Source organism: Roseivirga sp. 4D4, from assembly GCF_001747095.1.
Lineage (GTDB): Bacteria > Bacteroidota > Bacteroidia > Cytophagales > Cyclobacteriaceae > Roseivirga.
Genome location: NZ_MDGP01000001.1, coordinates 1,229,334 through 1,246,281 on the forward strand (window position 1 = coordinate 1,229,334; position 16,948 = coordinate 1,246,281).

17 protein-coding genes are annotated in these 16,948 nt (G+C 41.8%); 6 read left to right on the plus strand and 11 right to left on the minus strand.

Annotated features, from left to right (window positions below; translation table 11 throughout):
* Positions 1 to 2: 2 nt before the first annotated feature.
* Positions 3 to 1,262 carry a hypothetical protein gene (locus BFP97_RS05235; RefSeq protein ID WP_069841401.1) on the minus strand — a complete coding sequence of 420 codons (1,260 nt, stop codon included), beginning with the start codon at positions 1,260 to 1,262 and terminating at the stop codon, positions 3 to 5.
* Between the two features lie 311 nt (positions 1,263 to 1,573).
* Between BFP97_RS05235 and BFP97_RS05240 the strand changes: the two genes are divergently transcribed.
* The 5 genes from BFP97_RS05240 to BFP97_RS20695 all read left to right on the plus strand — a co-directional run bounded on the left by BFP97_RS05240 (position 1,574) and on the right by BFP97_RS20695 (position 7,435).
* Complete coding sequence (locus BFP97_RS05240) at positions 1,574 to 3,490, plus strand: hypothetical protein (RefSeq protein WP_069841402.1); 1,917 nt, start codon at positions 1,574 to 1,576, stop codon at positions 3,488 to 3,490.
* 145 nt (positions 3,491 to 3,635) lie between these two features.
* Complete coding sequence (locus BFP97_RS05245) at positions 3,636 to 4,883, plus strand: DUF885 family protein (RefSeq protein ID WP_170827407.1); 1,248 nt, start codon at positions 3,636 to 3,638, stop codon at positions 4,881 to 4,883.
* A complete protein-coding gene (locus BFP97_RS05250; protein WP_069841404.1) occupies positions 4,880 to 5,770 on the plus strand; it encodes an alpha/beta hydrolase in 891 nt (296 codons plus the stop codon). The genes BFP97_RS05245 and BFP97_RS05250 overlap by 4 nt, the downstream gene beginning before the upstream one ends.
* A gap of 53 nt (positions 5,771 to 5,823) precedes the next feature.
* Positions 5,824 to 7,254 carry a Gfo/Idh/MocA family protein gene (locus tag BFP97_RS05255; RefSeq protein ID WP_069841405.1) on the plus strand — a complete coding sequence of 477 codons (1,431 nt, stop codon included), beginning with the start codon at positions 5,824 to 5,826 and terminating at the stop codon, positions 7,252 to 7,254.
* A 37-nt stretch (positions 7,255 to 7,291) separates the two neighbouring features.
* Positions 7,292 to 7,435 carry a hypothetical protein gene (locus BFP97_RS20695; protein ID WP_170827408.1) on the plus strand — a complete coding sequence of 48 codons (144 nt, stop codon included), beginning with the start codon at positions 7,292 to 7,294 and terminating at the stop codon, positions 7,433 to 7,435.
* Between the two features lie 17 nt (positions 7,436 to 7,452).
* Here BFP97_RS20695 and BFP97_RS05260 read toward each other — a convergent pair whose 3' ends face one another.
* The 8 genes from BFP97_RS05260 to BFP97_RS05295 all read right to left on the minus strand — a co-directional run bounded on the left by BFP97_RS05260 (position 7,453) and on the right by BFP97_RS05295 (position 15,169).
* A complete protein-coding gene (locus BFP97_RS05260) occupies positions 7,453 to 8,535 on the minus strand; it encodes a 2OG-Fe(II) oxygenase family protein (RefSeq protein WP_069841406.1) in 1,083 nt (360 codons plus the stop codon).
* Positions 8,532 to 9,842, minus strand: coding sequence for a sodium-dependent transporter (locus tag BFP97_RS05265; protein WP_069841407.1), 1,311 nt, complete (start codon positions 9,840 to 9,842; stop codon positions 8,532 to 8,534). Before BFP97_RS05265 ends, BFP97_RS05260 begins: the two co-directional genes overlap by 4 nt.
* Before the next feature lie 162 nt (positions 9,843 to 10,004).
* Positions 10,005 to 10,865, minus strand: coding sequence for a DUF5777 family beta-barrel protein (locus tag BFP97_RS05270; protein WP_069841408.1), 861 nt, complete (start codon positions 10,863 to 10,865; stop codon positions 10,005 to 10,007).
* A 6-nt stretch (positions 10,866 to 10,871) separates the two neighbouring features.
* Positions 10,872 to 11,429, minus strand: a complete 558-nt coding sequence (locus tag BFP97_RS05275; protein WP_069841409.1) for a YceI family protein — start codon at positions 11,427 to 11,429, stop codon at positions 10,872 to 10,874.
* Positions 11,430 to 11,447: 18 nt separating this feature from the next.
* Positions 11,448 to 11,873 (minus strand): OB-fold protein, encoded by a 426-nt coding sequence (locus tag BFP97_RS05280; RefSeq protein ID WP_069841410.1) that lies wholly within the window; start codon positions 11,871 to 11,873, stop codon positions 11,448 to 11,450.
* A 6-nt stretch (positions 11,874 to 11,879) separates the two neighbouring features.
* Positions 11,880 to 12,680, minus strand: a complete 801-nt coding sequence (locus BFP97_RS05285; RefSeq protein WP_170827409.1) for a hypothetical protein — start codon at positions 12,678 to 12,680, stop codon at positions 11,880 to 11,882.
* Positions 12,681 to 12,904: 224 nt separating this feature from the next.
* On the minus strand, positions 12,905 to 14,572 hold the full coding sequence (locus tag BFP97_RS05290; protein WP_069841412.1) for an alpha/beta fold hydrolase: 1,668 nt from the start codon (positions 14,570 to 14,572) through the stop codon (positions 12,905 to 12,907).
* 120 nt (positions 14,573 to 14,692) lie between these two features.
* On the minus strand, positions 14,693 to 15,169 hold the full coding sequence (locus tag BFP97_RS05295; RefSeq protein WP_069841413.1) for a DUF456 domain-containing protein: 477 nt from the start codon (positions 15,167 to 15,169) through the stop codon (positions 14,693 to 14,695).
* A 55-nt stretch (positions 15,170 to 15,224) separates the two neighbouring features.
* On the opposite strand from BFP97_RS05295, the gene BFP97_RS05300 reads away from it, so the two are divergent.
* Positions 15,225 to 15,743, plus strand: coding sequence for a hypothetical protein (locus BFP97_RS05300; RefSeq protein ID WP_069841414.1), 519 nt, complete (start codon positions 15,225 to 15,227; stop codon positions 15,741 to 15,743).
* 1 nt (position 15,744) lies between these two features.
* On the opposite strand, the gene msrA is transcribed toward BFP97_RS05300, so the two are convergent.
* The gene (gene msrA / locus BFP97_RS05305; protein ID WP_221406590.1) at positions 15,745 to 16,353 is read right to left on the minus strand and encodes a peptide-methionine (S)-S-oxide reductase MsrA; all 609 of its coding nucleotides are present in this window, start codon (positions 16,351 to 16,353) and stop codon (positions 15,745 to 15,747) included.
* Between the two features lie 102 nt (positions 16,354 to 16,455).
* A complete protein-coding gene (locus BFP97_RS05310) occupies positions 16,456 to 16,932 on the minus strand; it encodes a nucleoside triphosphate pyrophosphohydrolase family protein (protein WP_069841416.1) in 477 nt (158 codons plus the stop codon).
* Positions 16,933 to 16,948 lie beyond the last annotated feature (16 nt).

Genomic DNA, 16,948 nt, shown 5'->3' on the forward strand with positions numbered 1-16,948 from the left:
CCTTAGTTGGGATCAATATTAGGTCCGTAGATAACCCCATTGGGGTTATTCAATATATCGAACTGCATAACTCTTCTGGAAGCGCCCGAAGTTAAGTCGTATTCATTGACTGAGTTATTCTGCCAATCACACAGGTACAGTGCATTGTCTCTTCCGAATAGAAAGCCTTCAACCCTTTGCATTCCTGTGACAAGGTTGGCCTTAAAACTGCCGGTTGTTAAATCGAACTCTTTAACCTGCCCTACTGACCAGTCCACTACAAAAAGTCCGTTTCTGCTCTCGTCTACCCAGACATTTACAGGACCTTGAAGCAGACCCTCACCAATCTTTGCCACCTCATTTCCTTGACTGTCATACTTAACAACCGAAGGTGTTCCGAACAAAGCCAAATAATAATTGCCATCACTATCCCAGGCATGTCCCATGGCGCGATCTACCCCGGTGATATATTCATCCACAAAGGCGCCTGTTTCATAGTTGAATCGTGCGACATTGTTAATGTTATTCGTCCATTGACTCACGTAAAGCAAGTTATCGGGTCCAATTGAGGTTTTTGTGGGTGCTCCCAGTACATAGCCAGAGGTAAAATCTCGAATAAATGCTCCAGTTGTTCCATCATACAGTTTCACTGCAGTATTATCAACCCCAGTTACCAGAAAATTACCCGCCTCATTGATGATTAATTCCTGAGTATTTCCAAGCCCACCAATTCCAGGTGAAATGAAGTTACCAATCAGCTCTCCTGTTACCTCGTCAATTACGACCACGGAGTTACCCCTACTGTTACTGATATACAGGTCTTTCAGTTCTGTTGGCGTCAAAGTCACAGACTGGTTGCTAATCAAAAACTTGCTGTCCTCCTCGCTCGTCTTGTGAATAGAGGCCACAGCCACAGCGTAGGCAGTGCCATCGCTGATATTGTTCCCATCCAAATCCTTCAGTGAGGCATTCAATGTCAGCTTAATCTCCCCTTGTTGTGCAGGAACAATTTGCACCTGACTACTAGCCGATAAGAATGAAGAAATACTTACTTCTGGCTGTTTGCCTTCAGGAACTAATATTATCCGGAACTCTCTAACATGCTGTATAGATTGTGAGAACTCAAAGAACAGGCGAATGTCCGAGGCATTCCCTCGGTTATTAATATCAAAATGTTCAATGCCACTGGGTGAAAATATGACCGGAGCTAACTCGTCACCATCTGACGAATCACAAGAGATCAGTACAAGGATAATTAACAAAGAAAGGAAATTCAGTTTCATATGTATTCGGTTCTTTTCCTTAAGAACGATGGTTGGCCATTAGGAAACCACTTACATAATATCCACCTGCTTTGATTTGATTCTAGGGGTGATTCATTGAAAAAATTCACATGTTTATGTGACATAGATATCGGCATTAATCATGCTAACCACCCTAAGTCACATAAAGTGATTAGCAAAAGACACCACCTCTTTTTCATCGGTCCAATATGTCGTCACTACTTATTATGTTATGTTTGGCCCCAGAATTGACAAGGTATTAACCAAAAGGCATCAAATGCCGTCAAAAAACAACGTTTAAAGAGAATCCTATGAGTAAATCAAAATTGCTCGTGCTGTTTATAGGCTTGTTCCTATCAACTTCACTCTGGGCAGCAAATCCATATAAGTATACTGTTGACTTGACTAAAGTAGTAGATGATAAAGTCTACGTAGAATTGTCGACTCCCAAAATCAAACAGAAAGAGATTACTTTCTACATGCCCAAAATCATTCCGGGTACTTATGCCATTGCCGACTATGGCCGAATGGTTTCAGAACTTAAAGCCTTTGATAAGAAAGGTCGTGAAATCAAAGTGGAGCGTTTAGATGACAACTCCTGGACAATCAAAAATGCCAAGAAGTTACGAAAGATCACCTACTGGGTAGAAGACACATATGACACTCAGAAAGAAGGGCCTACCATTTTCCAACCAGCAGGGACCAATATTGAAGCAGATAAGAACATTATCATCAACCCAAGTGGCTTCTTTGGCTATTTCGAAGGCATGAAAAAGGAGCCATTCGTAGTAAACTTTCTTAGAGATCAAGAATTCTATGGTGCTACTGGACTGAAACCGGCCATGATGGGTTCAATATCTACAATGTCATTAAAGAATGAAGAGATTCGTCAGGGTAATGAGGATAAGTTTGTTGATCGATTTATAGTTGAAGACTACGATAGACTCGTTGATTCGCCTCTAATGTATAGCCAAGCGGACACGGCCATCATTAAAGTGGCAAATACCGAGGTTTTGGTGGCTAGCTATTCTCCCAACAATAAGGTGACAGCCAAGGAAATTGCTGAGAGCATTGGTGAGGTTTTAGATGCACAGAGCAAGTTTTTGGGTGGAGAGCTACCTGTTGACAAATATGCGTTCATCTTCTATTTCACAGATGAACCTGTACAGTCATTTGGTGCATTAGAGCATTCTTACAGCTCATTTTATTTCATGCCTGAAAGCACCATTGGGCCAATGAATCAGCAATTGAGAGATTTTGCAGCGCATGAATTCTTTCACATTGTGACTCCTCTGAATATTCATTCAGAAGAGATTGGCAGCTTCGACTTCAATGACCCGAAAATGTCTCGTCACCTATGGATGTATGAGGGCATGACTGAATACTTTGCTGGAAGTGTACAAGTCAAATACGGACTTGTTTCACCACAAGAGTATTTAGGCATGTTAGGTCAAAAAATGGTGATCGCCCAGCAGTTCAAGGATACCTTGGCATTCACCGACTTGAGCCTTGGCGCTCTGGATCAGTATGCAGATCAATATTACAATGTTTATCAAAAAGGTGCGCTGATTGGTGCTGCACTAGATATCAAACTAAGAAAGCTTTCTGATGGCGCTTATGGTGTACAGAGCATGATGGCTGATCTTTCCAAGAAATATGGAAAAGATGTATCCTTTAAAGATGAAGAACTATTTGACGAAATCGTTGCCCTAACCTATCCTGAGATCAGAGATTTTCTAAATACCTACGTTGCTGGCAATACGCCAATTGATTACAAAGAAGTGTTCGATCAAGTAGGTGTTGATGTTGTACTCAATGGTACTACCAAACAGTACAGCATAGTTTTGAACCAGTCTAACATTCAGGTAATTCAGCATGAAGGAAAGCCTTACCTATCAATTGGTAATGATCAGGCCATGGACGATATGGGTAGAGCACTAAAGCTTCAAAATGGTGACATCCTGATTAAAATGAACGGAGAGCAGTTTCCTCCGTTAGGACCTGAAATTAACACTTTTATTACTGACCAGTTTTCAAAAATCCCTCAACTCGAGACATTCACATTTACTGTCTTAAGGGATATTGATGGAAAGAAAAAAGAAATTATATTGAGTGCCCCTAACCAACAAGTTGATGTACCAACACCTCTTGCGCTTGAGTTTAACTTGGGTGCCACCCCTGAGCAGCTTAAGCTTAGAAGATATTGGTTGGAAGTAGCTTCGAACTAGTTTCAAGCAAAGGATAGAGAAAAGGGGTTGGATATTATTCAGCCCCTTTTTTGTTCTTTATCACTCAATTTGTCTTTCGCAAACTTGGCATATCCTTTTTTAAGAAAAGTCTGTTTAATAGAGGATGGTTAAGGGCTTTTGCATCATGGTGTTACTTGGAGTCGCGCTCTTCCCTATTCAATCTCAGGCTCAATCGGCTGAAAGCCTCGACAGACTGCTGAATGACTACAACGAGTTCCTTCATATACACCCTCCCGTAACGCTGCGCATTGACTTCAAAACGTATATCAATGCACTACTGGGTGAAGTAGATGTGAACGAACAACTTACATTTTTCGAATCGATCCAGGAACGACTGTTGTCTATCGAGATAAAAGAACTAAGTAATGAAGAACAGTTTGATCATCAGTTCTTATCATTTGAATCAGCACTGCAAATAGAAAAGTGTAGGCTCATCGCCTCAGCAGGTAAAAAGAAGCTTAGCACTGAACCCAAAATATTTGACTTTCCGCAAGGAAGTATCTGGTATCAATATCTGGTTAAAAAGTGGACGGGAAGTGACCTGTCCATGAACCAAATTTACAATCTCGGTTTGGCCGAAATCGAGCGAGTGAAAAATCACATTCAGCAACTGGACATAAAAGAAGAAATACCAAGCTCTAATTTTACCAATAACCGATCGATTATTGAAAAATCAATCCATGCAAAGCTGAGTAAAGTTGAGACACAATTCGGTAAACTTCTTCCAAAATTCTCTAGAATGCCTTCACTGAACGTAGCTAGAGGAAGAAATGTAGCCCTGGCACAAACACCAGCTTACTATTCGAACAATACATTCTATTACAACCTGTTCGATAAACCCTTCAATCTCTCAGATGTTGACTTCTTACTGATTCATGAGGGCATTCCCGGACATCACTATCAAAGAAACTATCATTCGCAGTTATACATTCCAGAGCATATAGCTTTGTCCCCTTCTATGGGCTTCATAGAAGGCTGGGCAGCATATACAGAGAACCTAGGTTGGGAACTTGGACTATATCAGACTCCTTTTGAAGAGCTTAGTAAGTGGAATTGGGATCTCATACGTTCGGCTAGGGTTGTAATGGATATAGGTCTCAACTATCATGGATGGTCTGATGATGAGGCCCTTTCTTTTTGGAAAGAGCACATCAGAGGACAAGATGATATTGCCTTAAGAGAGATCAATCGAATGAAAAGGTGGCCAGCTCAAGTGCTCACCTATAAGCTGGGAGATATTGCCATAAGACAAGCCTTAGCCATTGCCAAAACCTCTGGTGACTTCGATTACCTAACATTTCATAGAAAATTGCTTTCAAAAGGCCCAATCCCGGTTCATTTAATGGCTACCTTAATGCAGGACATCATATGAAGAAAAAGTACCTCACCCTCCTATTTCTAGTTTCAATTAGTCAACTGGTAGCTCAGGAGGTCAAAGTAATAAGAGATCTAGCTTATTCGGAAAAAGCTCCGAATAACGAAAAGCAAATGCTTGATCTCTATCTATCGGATGAAAAGGACTCCCCCATTTTATTATGGATTCATGGTGGTGCCTGGGCCTTTGGCGACAAGAAGGATGAGGCCGCCTTAGCAAAGTTTTTGGCTAATCAAGGGGTTTCAGTCGCTGTGATAAACTACCGCCTGAGTCCAGCCATATGGGCCGATCCGAAATTCAATACTGGGATCAGACATCCTGATCACATTAAGGATGTTGCCAGTGCCTTCAAGTGGATTTATACCAATGCTGAGGAATATGGCTTTGACAGAAACAGAATTTTTGTTTCAGGCTATTCATCTGGTGGTCACCTGTCAGCATTGCTCGCTACCGATCCTAAGTACCTCGAAACTGAAGGACTTACCCTAAATCTTATCGCAGGAGTAATCCCTATTGCTGGTGCCTACGATATACCTGCTTATTATGATACGCACCTGAAATACAACGGTCCTGACCTGGCAGAAAACCATGTGAAAGGTGTCTTTGGAGATACTAGAGAAGAACTTCATGAGGCCTCACCCACTACACATCTCAGAAGCTTATCTGCACCGATGCTTCTCATTTCTGAAAGTCAGAGTTATCGCTACACGCTTATTCTAGAAAGGGCCTTGAAGGAGATGCCTAATATTGACTTTGAAGTAATGCATGCTCATGAGTTTGATCACAAAGATTTCTATCAGCACTTATCCGGTGATTCTTCAAACAAATACCAGCTAGCCATTATCGAGTTCATTAAAGGAAAATCACTCTCAAAACTCCGATAATCACATGGTCGTTATCGGGTGAATCGTTAAATTAAAGCTCAACCTTATTAAGTATGAGCTCTACATCTAACAACTCCTCCAGAAGAAAATTCCTCAAAAACCTCGGCTTTGCTGGCGCTGCATTCTCTATAGTACCACGACATGTCTTGGGTAAGGGCTTCACTGCTCCTTCAGACACGCTCTACATTGCGGGAATTGGTGCAGGTGGAAAAGGGTATTCAGACTTGGCCGAGTGCGCCAAAAGTGCGAGTGTAAAAGTAGTTTCTCTATGCGATGTGGATGACCGACAGTCCGCCAGAGCCAGAAGGGATCACAAAGGAGCTTCCTATTACAAGGACTATAGGGAAATGATGGATAAAGAAACGGGGATTGATGCTGTTACCATCTCAACTCCCGATCATATGCACGCCATACAGGCGATGAATGCCATGGAGCGTGGCAAGCATGTTTATGTACAAAAGCCACTTACGCATGATATAGCCGAGGCGAGACAATTGACCGAAGCTGCCCAAAAATATAAGGTGGTTACGCAAATGGGTAATCAAGGAGCTTCAGGGAATGGAGTTCGTAAGATGAAAGAGTATTATGATGCTGGCCTGATTGGCGAAGTTCATAGCGTACAGTGCTGGACAAATCGGGCCATCTGGCCCATGGCGTTGGAAACCCCTACCGTTAAAGATCCGGTTCCGAATGGATTAGATTGGGACTTGTGGTTGGGAACGGCCGAAAAAAGAGACTATAACGATGCCTACTTACCTTTCGATTGGCGAGGTTGGTCAGATTTTGGTACCGGAGCATTAGGCGATATGGCCTGTCACATTATGGACCCTGTCTATAGAATTCTGCCAATCCTATATCCCGATCGTGTAGAGTGCAGCGTGGCCGATGCCTTCAAGGCCAATTTTGAGACAAAAAGTTATCCTAAGAGTTTCCCTACGGCAAGCAAGATTCACCTAAGATATCCTAGAACAGATGGCAAAGGAACTATAAAAGTGTCCTGGATGGATGGCGGTCTAATGCCCGAAAGACCTGAAGAATTAGGCGATGATGAAGCCTTTGGCAACTGGGATGGCGGAGTTCTTTTCATCGGAACAAAAGGAAAACTATTGGCAGACTGCTATGGAGCTAACCCAAGGTTACTGCCGTTGTCGTTAAATGAGCAAGTATCTGTCAAAGAAACCGTCCCGAGAGTTCCTGAAGGACACTATATACAATGGGTCAATGCCTGTATTGCGGGCTTTGGTAATGCCTATACCAGTTCTTCCTTTGACTATGCAGGGCCATTTACAGAAAGCTTGCTTATTGGTAATCTGGCGCTCAAGGCTTATTTCGAAGTTGATCCAAAAGCAAAAAACCAAGGTTTCTGGGGTGGTACAAAATACCATGGCAGAAAGAGATTGCTGTGGGATGCTGAAAATATGAAAGTCACCAACTTTGATGAGGCCAATCAGTACGTCAAGCGTGAATACAGAACTGGTTGGTAAAGCTTCTAACTAAGAATTAAAGACACCCAATAAACCCATGGACTTAATATTTGGTATAGCATGCATAACGCTTCTCTTAGGAACTATAGTAGTCCTTAAGAAAGGATTTAATGAAGTCATTAAAGGCATGGAGTCTATTGATGAAAGACTCAAAAAACTTGAAAACAAGTCTGAGGACTGAATTATCTCTTAAGAACTTCAGTCATCCGAATAATCATCACCATAGTACTTGCTGGTGATGCGTGTATGGAAAGTTTCAGCATTGATAGGCTCATACTTAGGTTTTCCACAACATGGAAGTACTTGAAGCATCTCTTCTTCCCAAACATATACGGCCATGGGAACACTGATTCTAGGCTTTTGATACAGGCCTTTTGAGGTTGGTTTGGATACTCTATGCGTTGTAGATGGCAATCGATCGTTGGTAATTCGCTGCATATAATCACCCGTATTTAGAATGATACTTCCCTTCGGGGGATTTAGGCGAATCCATTTCATATTCTTACGGTTCAATACCTGAAGTCCTTCGACCGCTGAAGAAGGCAGTATGGTGAACAAATCAACATCCTCATGCCCTAACATACGGCCGGCTCCAGAAGCATCATCTTCATGGGTGACTGGTGGATAATAGTTGAGTCGAAAGCCGAAATTTGTGTTCGTCAGTTTTTGATCGTAGGCATGCGGATCGCAGCCCAAATACCTCAAAATGCTTTGCATGATGGGCAATATCAATTTCTCATGCTCTAGGCATAGTGACCTAAAAAATGGCTCATAGCCCGGTTTTGGCCAGAAGTCAGATGCCTTATAGTCAGGATTTCTATTTCCTGGCATATCAAAGGCCCTTCTACAAAACACCCATCCTTCGACCAGATCGGGATGGATAATTGTGGTCTCTTTGATGGGGAAATAACCTTGATTCACCGATCCATGCCTTTGTGCTTCAAATGGCAATCGATCTTCAAGACTAATGTCTTCGAATATCTCCCTTGTCTTTTCTTCAGCTTCATCATATAAGCTTGTATCAATACCATGACCTGTCAATACCACGAATCCGATCCCTTCCATGGCCTTACCCAGCTTTTCTGCAAAAGCCTCTTTTCCTTCATCACCCCCATGAAAAAACTCCGTCAAGTCACAAGTCTCGATGACATATTCATTGTCGAATTGGTCCTCAGACTCGTTTTCAGCCAGATTATAAGTCTGATCCTTATCTACCTGTTCGTATTTTTTGAACTCTTGATTTACAGCTTCAATGCCGTGTTCTTTAGAGGGTTTAATCATGAGAATATGGATGAATAGATATAGCTAATTAGTATTAATAACAATATGGCAGGAATTACCCATTTGATCAACAAGAAGTATATAGAGGGTATTTTTCCCTTGGATTGTTCTCCGAAAACTTGTAGAAGCGCTCTTCTTCTTTTCACAAACCAAGCCAAACCTATAATGGATATAACACTTCCGAAAGTCTGCATACCCGAACCAAAGATCAAGTCCAAATGGCCTATTAGTTCAGGATAAAGGGCACTAGGAATGATCAGTACTGCCTCGATTCCTCCCAACAGCCAAATGATCTGATTCTTTGAAATTTTGACTTTGTTCTGTTCCCTCAAGGCGTTAGCAAATACTTCGAGCGCAGCAATATTCGAGAGAAAGGCTATTCCCGTTAGGGCTAAAAGAAAGAGGCTTCCTGAAAATCTTCCCATTGGCATTTGACTGAACAACTCGGGCAGTGTATTGAATAACAAGCTGGGCCCAGAAGTCATATCGAGATTAAACACAAGAATAGCCGGAATAATAAACAGCGAAGCCAATACAGCTGCAGCCATGTCACCAAGGCCCGTAGAAATGGCCACTCCCACTATCTCCTGATCCTTTTTCATATAGCTTCCATATAAGAGCAGAAAGGTTCCTCCCAAGCCCAATGAGAAGAAGGCCTGTCCTAAACCGGCAAAAATTACATCTATGGTAATGGCTGAGATATCGGGTCTAATGAAAGTGCTTAGCTGCTCACCTACGCCCTCCAAATTGAGGGTTTGAACAGTCAGATAGATAATCACAATTAGGAAAAAGGGCACCAGAACTTTGCTCACTCTTTCAATACCGCGCTTTAATCCTAGACGAATAATAAGGAGACTCAATAACAGTATCACAAAAGTGATGAGAAGTTGAAGTCCCCCATTGTTTAGTCCCTGCTGATAAGCCTCATTGGTGTCCGATGAAAATCCTTCGGCTAAAGAGAAATACGCACTGAATGCTACGTTACCGATAACCACTAAGTAATAGGAGTCTGCCACCAAGACGGTGAGCAGCAACAAGTAACCCACCCACTTGCCAATTCGTACTCCGAAAATGGAAGTGAATGCGCCTAAAGGACCTTTGCGTGTCTCTCTGCCCAGTGCGAGTTCACTCACCAGTGCGGGGACAGCAAACAAGAGTGTGAAGATGAGGTAAATGAATAAGAATGCACTCCCCCCATTCTGGCCCATCATATAGGGAAAGCGCCATACATTACCCAAACCAACAGACACTCCTATCATGGTCAGGATGGCTGCAAGTTTTGAAGTAAAGCGTGGAGTATTATTCAAAGAAAAGGCGTTGAGCTTGACTGATCATCTATGATCTAAATTAGTCAAAACCCAACGCCTAAAACAGTCTAATCTGAAATCGTATTATATATTAATATTTTAACATATTTAAATATGTATAAGTAAATGTATATTAATATATTAATAGTGTACTATAAGCATTTAAAATACTCGCGAGATATTAAACCCAAAGTGGATATCACCACCGAAGAAATCTCCCGTTGTCTCCGTAATAAATGCTCTTTCGGCCATAGACCGCGCATTTGTGAAGTTAAGATGGAAAACGTGCCCCCCTGTTTCAATCTCTATACCCACTCCTATCGCGTCCTTAAAATCACTATTCAATTCTTCGGTAAGTCGATAGAAATATTCTGCATTTAGCGCTATTCGTGAAGACAACTTCATTCTTCCTCCCACTCCAAGAGCCATTATATCGTTTTCTTGGTTCTCCAGTACTTTATTTCTGTGTACATATGTTGGCGACAATTGAACAGAAAACTTATCATTCAACTTTCGAGCAATAAGAAGTTGATGTGTATAGGATACTTTTGATGCGAAATCATCGTCAGCAAAGTCAAAATTGTCTGCTGTACGTATGGCAATACTGCTCAATCCGGTAATCGTCACTGGGTTATTTACCTTTCCTGTTGACTGTCTCATCAAGTTGTATTTGACAAACCCATCATAGACTTTCTCGAGTGAGTTTCTGCCTATTCCTGCGGTGATATTATCACTGAGACCATATTCCAGAGAGAAACGAACGTTAGCAGCATCCAATCCAAAAAACTCATCAATACCGCTATTGATTCTACCAAACCTGTGCGAAATAAGGAACTCGAGTTCAGCCTTCTTTCTGGTAACAACCGTATGACCATTGATCAAGCGTTGGCCTTTGAATGTCGCAGAAGTAAAGTTGATTTCTTCGGTTTGCTCTTCATTTAACAAATCCAAAAGGTCGTCCTGAGCACTTAGACTCATAGTGATCAAACAAAACAATGATAAAAATGTACTTATCCTTTTCATATGGGCTTACTTATAAGGTTCAAAATCGAATGTAGCGGTGACTTCTACTTCATCAGCGATATTTCTCACTACAACTTTTGGAATCTTGATGTCATGGTCTTTTACCTTCACTTTAAAAACAAGACCTCCAGAGAGCTTACCTCCTGCAACTGCCAAAGTAGCCTTAGTACTCAAAGGTTTCGTTACACCGTGAACTGTAAGATCTCCCGTCACATCGACCTCATAAGAACCTTCAGTCATTGATTTGAGCCCATCGGGGACTTCAAAAGTCCCCTTAAAAGTTGATTTAGGGTGCTTATCAGACTCCATATAGTTCTCATTGAAGTGTTCTTGCATCAACTTCTTTTCGAACTCAAATGCTTTGATCAGCATATCAACGGCCACCTGACCTTTGGCCAAATCCACAATACTGAGCACCTTGTTGTTATGCGCTTCTATATCTTCCAGCGGTGCATGTGAGAAAAACTTGATATGACCTGTTCTGGTCAAATACCTGTCTTGACCTTGGACTGCCATGGCAGTTAATAATAAGGTTAGTGTAAAAAGTGTTTTTATAGTTTTCATTGTCTTAGGTTTCAATTACTAGTTCGATTCAATAATTATAGAGCGATTCAGTAGCACATCCAGTAACATACCTATGCACTCCGCTTTGATAGTTATTTCAGCATTTCCCTCAATTCTAGAGAGCTCTTCCTGATCTAAATCAGACTCCATGGTACACTTGATGACTCCAAAACCTTCTGTCTTAAGGCTTATTATAGGCTTACTACCTTCTGTTACTTCAATGTCCGCCACTTCTCCAGTCACTTGGACTATCTTATTGAGATACTTCGTATTCGCAGTGGCTTCATTGCTATCAAACTCATTATAAAAGGGTATCGCTTGTACCTCGTATTCAGCATCCAGCTTCCTCATAGAAGGTGCCGTCTTCAAAAAATTCGCCCAAACAAAGTATGCTGCTATAGCACCTATGATTGCGACTGCGATTAAAAGTCTTTTCTTTTTCATAATTTCTTAATTTCCTGATGCGCCATCATTAACCCAGCACACTATGTTAGCAATTTCTTCATTCGATAGAGATCTACCGCTTGTAGCCGGAGGCATTGTTCTCGAGCTGGTTCTAGCTTGAATTCTTGATGCCCTTCCAAGAATGTTGGCATCATTTCTAAAATCAGGGGAAATATTACCATTATGACAGCCTGAGACTGCACAATTAGTCTGTACAATGTTTCTAATCTCCGCAAACACTACAGTAGAGCCGACCTGAGCTTGCAACTCCACTTCGCATCCGTTCGCATCCCTTACAGTTATTGCATACGCACCTGGCGCTAGATCACTAAAGTTTGATGATGCCTGGAAGGCACCGTCATCTACCTTATATTCATAAGGTTGTACGCCATCCGCAGCAGTCACTTGTATGGTGCCTCCTGGCACATTACAGTCACTTTCCGTAGTCGCTAAGGTAGCATTGACACCATCCTGATTTCTGACCTGCAGCTCAATTTCTGCGGTGCAGCCTAGGTCAGTATCAGTGGCTATAACCGTATACACACCTGCTTCAAGGTTTTCAAATACCGGTGAGGACTGACTGGCACTGGACGCAATTTGGTAAGTATAGTTTCCAGAACCTCCGGTTACGGCTACCGTAAATCCCCCATCACTCTGACCACAATTCGAGTCAACCTGACTGGTGGCTGCAATGCTAAGTACATTAGTACAATCTGTTGTGTCTGGCAGTGGTTCTTTATCATTGGTACAGGCCCATGTGAGCAGTGTCGCCATGGATAGTATCAAGAAGAGTTTAATCTGTTTCATTGAGTTAGTGTTATGGTTTGTAGTTATTACAGTCAGAGGTTTAAAAAGGCTGCGTACTTTCATTTTTAATTTCAACTGAAGTCGTTTTTGTGTTTTATCAACACAAAATTATCTCATCCGAACAGGGCCGACTAGCACAAATCCGGTGAATGCATTAACATTTCCGACAAATATTCAGAGGGTTTCGATAGTCTAAGACAATTCCGACAAAGACAGGCAAGTCTCTATCTGATCAATTCGGAAGGACTAGAACCAAATTCCTTTTTAAAGACTTTGGAGAAATAAGATGGGTTGGAAAAACCTGCCTGAAAAGCTATCTCAGACACATTTAATGTATTATTAAACAACAACTCCTTGGCACGATGTAACCGCACGGAGGAAATCAGCTGATTGGGAGATTTATTCGTTATCGCTTTTAACTTCCGTTGCACCTGACGCTCACTAACACCGATCTCTTTGCACAGCTTCTCTACCCCAAAAAATTCATCACTCAAATTTTTCTCTATCACTTGCAACACGTTCTCTAAGAAGGAGTCATTTTGAGGCAAGGCCCTTCGCTCGTTATCTAAAGGAGAGACTTCGACCTCCAAATGATCAGTTGCAAGGAACAATGGAAGAGATTCTCCTGTAATCGGTTCAATGATAGTCTTATGCTCTTTTAAATTAAGTCCGGCTCCAGAAAGCAAAAACTTAACAGGTTGTGTAATTAAAATTTGGTTAGGTCCAGCTGGTTTTAGGATAGATTCGATTAGCAGCTTGGTTTGGTCATTTATAAAGTGAGTCTCATTCGTCAAACTCTCTTTGATATGAACCCCCACAGAAAGCTGAATATTCAGTCGAGACATTGTACTGATTAGATCAATACCACAATGAACGGCTTTACTTGGGCCTTCGAAAATAGCTGTAAAAGTCTTTTGGTTATACTGAACAATCTGCCCTCTATATTGAATAACAAGATTTCTAATTATCTCCTGTGGATTTGGGCCGGTCTTGCTTGACTGCACCACATTCGCAGCCAACAGGGTGTAAAGTCTTTCTCCATAAATCTTTGCTGGCTGAACATTGGTAATAAACGCTTTCATCTCGTTTAATACTCTAGAAGTATCACCCACCCAAAATAAGTGATCATTGCCCTCAAGCTCAACGAACTTTGACCCTCTAATCCGTTCAGCAATAAACCTTCCCTCTTCTATATGCACATCAACGTCATGCTTGCGCTGCATAATTAAAGTAGGCACCCTGATTGAGCCCAAAATATTAATGATATCAACTTCAGTATTCATTTTGGTCAGTACCATGGCAGCACTAGGACTAGCACCAGAACGAAAATAGTTGGCCAGCCAGCTCATGAATACATCATCATTAGCTTTCGAGGGAGCAAGAGACTCTAGGTTCATTCTCCCACTGCCCCATCCATTCTCTATCATGTCGTAAACTGCCTGGCGCTCTTCATCTGTGGGAGCCCAGGGATATTCAGGGGCATACCTACGTTTAGCAAATATTCCAAAAGTGATTAAGGAGATTACCCTATTCGGATAAGTAGCAGCGAATAGTGCCGATACACATCCACCTTCAGAATGTCCAAACAAAACAGCTTTCTCTGAGCCGATCGCATCCATTACAGCTCGAATATCGTCCATTCGCTCTTCCAAGGTAGACAGTTCAACTACCCTATCAGATAAACCTGTCCCTCGCTTATCAAAAAGAACAACTCTACATATTTTGCCAAGTTCCTGGAGAAAATTCACCAGCTCCGGACATGACCACATCCAATCAATATTGGACACCCACCCTGGGATGTATACTAAGTCAACTGATCCCGTACCAAAAACTTGGTAGGCAATGTTGATTCGGCCACTTTTTGTATATCGGGTGACAGGCTTTTGAGACATTCTTAACGCTTATTAATTCTATATCTAAGCTGTAGAAACACAGCTTAACAAAAGATACAAATTGATGTCTAAAATAGTAAGGCGGGAGTCTGAGAATCTCAAATTGATTGCAAGGAATGTCTAGAAGATATTAGTGAAGAAAATCCAGGCCATCCAACCGGAGGCGATTAATTTAATCAGCACTCCAACCGCAAAGCCAACGAAAGCACCAAATGCAGCTCTTAGGGCTTGTTTATTAGTGGCCTTCCCCGTACTCATCTCACCCAAAAAAGCACCAATAAAGGGTCCGAGAATTATTCCTAGTGGGCCAAAGAACAAACCTACAATCAAGCCAATTGTGCTACCCCATACACCTCGCTTGGTACCTCCGAACTTTTTGGTGCCGTAAACAGGAACCACATAGTCTAATGCCGTAACCCCTGCAGCTACTAGCCCCCATAACCACAAAGTATCTGAATCAAAGGGAGACTTTTCAGTCCATTCAAGCAGTAATATGCCAATGAAGCTAACAGGAGGGCCGGGAATAATTGGAAGAAAACACCCAAGAATACCCACAATCATACAGATTGACCCTAAAATGACGAGAATAATATCCATTCAATTTTGCTTTTGACCGAAATTAAAGATGCCTAAATTTCACTGATATAAAAATATGGACCTGAGAAAACAACTCTTAAAAGAACACTCAAAAGAGAATACCGCATTAATCGTATCATACATTGAAGCTCATCCCGGAAAGGTTGACGATTTAATGGATATATTCTTAAATGAATCCTACCGGCTTATTCAAAGGTCTGCCTGGGTAGTCGGTGATTTAGGACGGTCAAGGCCTGACTGGATTAAACCCTACACTCCTCAAATGATTCAGAACCTAAAAAACCCAGACGTCCATGTAGCTGCCAAGCGCAATACTATGCGCTACCTACAAGAAATCGAACTCGAGGAAGATGTTTGGGGTGATTTATTGGATATCGCCATGAAGTTCCTGTCCAAAAATGACGAGACAGTCGCAGTGAAAGTATTCTCGATGACGGTGGCCTACAACATCATCAAAAACATTCCTGAGCTCAAGGATGAATTACGCATTGTGATAGAAGACCAGCTCCCTTATGGTACAGCGGGATTTAAAAACAGAGGGCAGAAAATCATTTCTGCCCTAAACAAACTTTGAATTATTTCTCTGTCTTATACTTCGCCTTGATCTTGTCAGGAAAGTACTTTTTCAACTTCTTGACTTTGGGGATGGCCACTTGAATGATGTAAGGGTTACCAGGGTTCAATTCGTAATAATCCTGGTGATAGTCTTCAGCCATCCAGAATTTATCATATGCCTCAACAGTCGTGGCAATTTTCTCCTTATACTTTCCCGAGTCAGTCAATTTCTGAATGATCGACTCGGCAGCTTTCTTTTGAGCTTCATCATGGTAGAATACAACGGCTCTATATTGTGCACCTCGATCTGGCCCTTGGCCATTCACCTGTGTTGGGTAATGACTAATAAAAAAGATATCAAGCAACTCTTGATAGCTTATGACCTCTGGATCATAAATAATCTGAATGGCCTCTGCATGAGTCGATTTACCATAACTCACCTGACGGTAAGTTGGGTTTTCTTCCTTGCCACCAGTGTAGCCAGAATAAACATCTTTCACACCAATTACCCTTTCAAAGACGGCCTCGGTACACCAGAAGCACCCTCCTGCAAAAGTGGCAATGGCGTCTCCGTCCTGAGCTTCTAAGGCAACAAGTTTAGTCTGTCCATCTTGAGCACAAGAGCTCATTGATAAATTGAAGACAACTGATATTAATATTGAATAGATTCCCTGCATTTCTTTCCTATAATCGTTTCAGGTTCCCTAACGATCTGCACAGGTCAAAAGTTTTCAGAGATGGTCAGCTAAAATGCTTTTTAAATCAGCAGGTGAGTAATTAACTGACTTGAGCGTCTTGTTGTCTCCTTTTCGATACACCAAAAAGTGCCCGTCAGACTCCTCAATGTAACTTTCCGTACCATCCTTTTGCTGGTAATGGGCTCTGGTGGCTTCTGCCTCTTCCATAGTCTTGCAAGTCTTACTCATGTTTGATCTTTGTACCTCATCAAACAGTGTCTTAAACTTGTCACCTAAACCAAATTCCAGAATAGCCCCAGAAAGTACATACTGTATATCGGCCAATGCATCTGCTACTTCTACTAAGTCGTTATCGGCAATTGCCTCTTCCAACTCTTTCAGTTCTTCAGCAATCAAAGAAACTCTAAGCTTGCACCTGTCTGCAGAAGGAATTTGTGGTGATGGTAAAATCGGGTGTTTAAAAGTTTTGTGAAATTCAGCTACGCTGTTGAGTGCTTTCGGTTCTTCCATAAGTCAAATAAAAAAG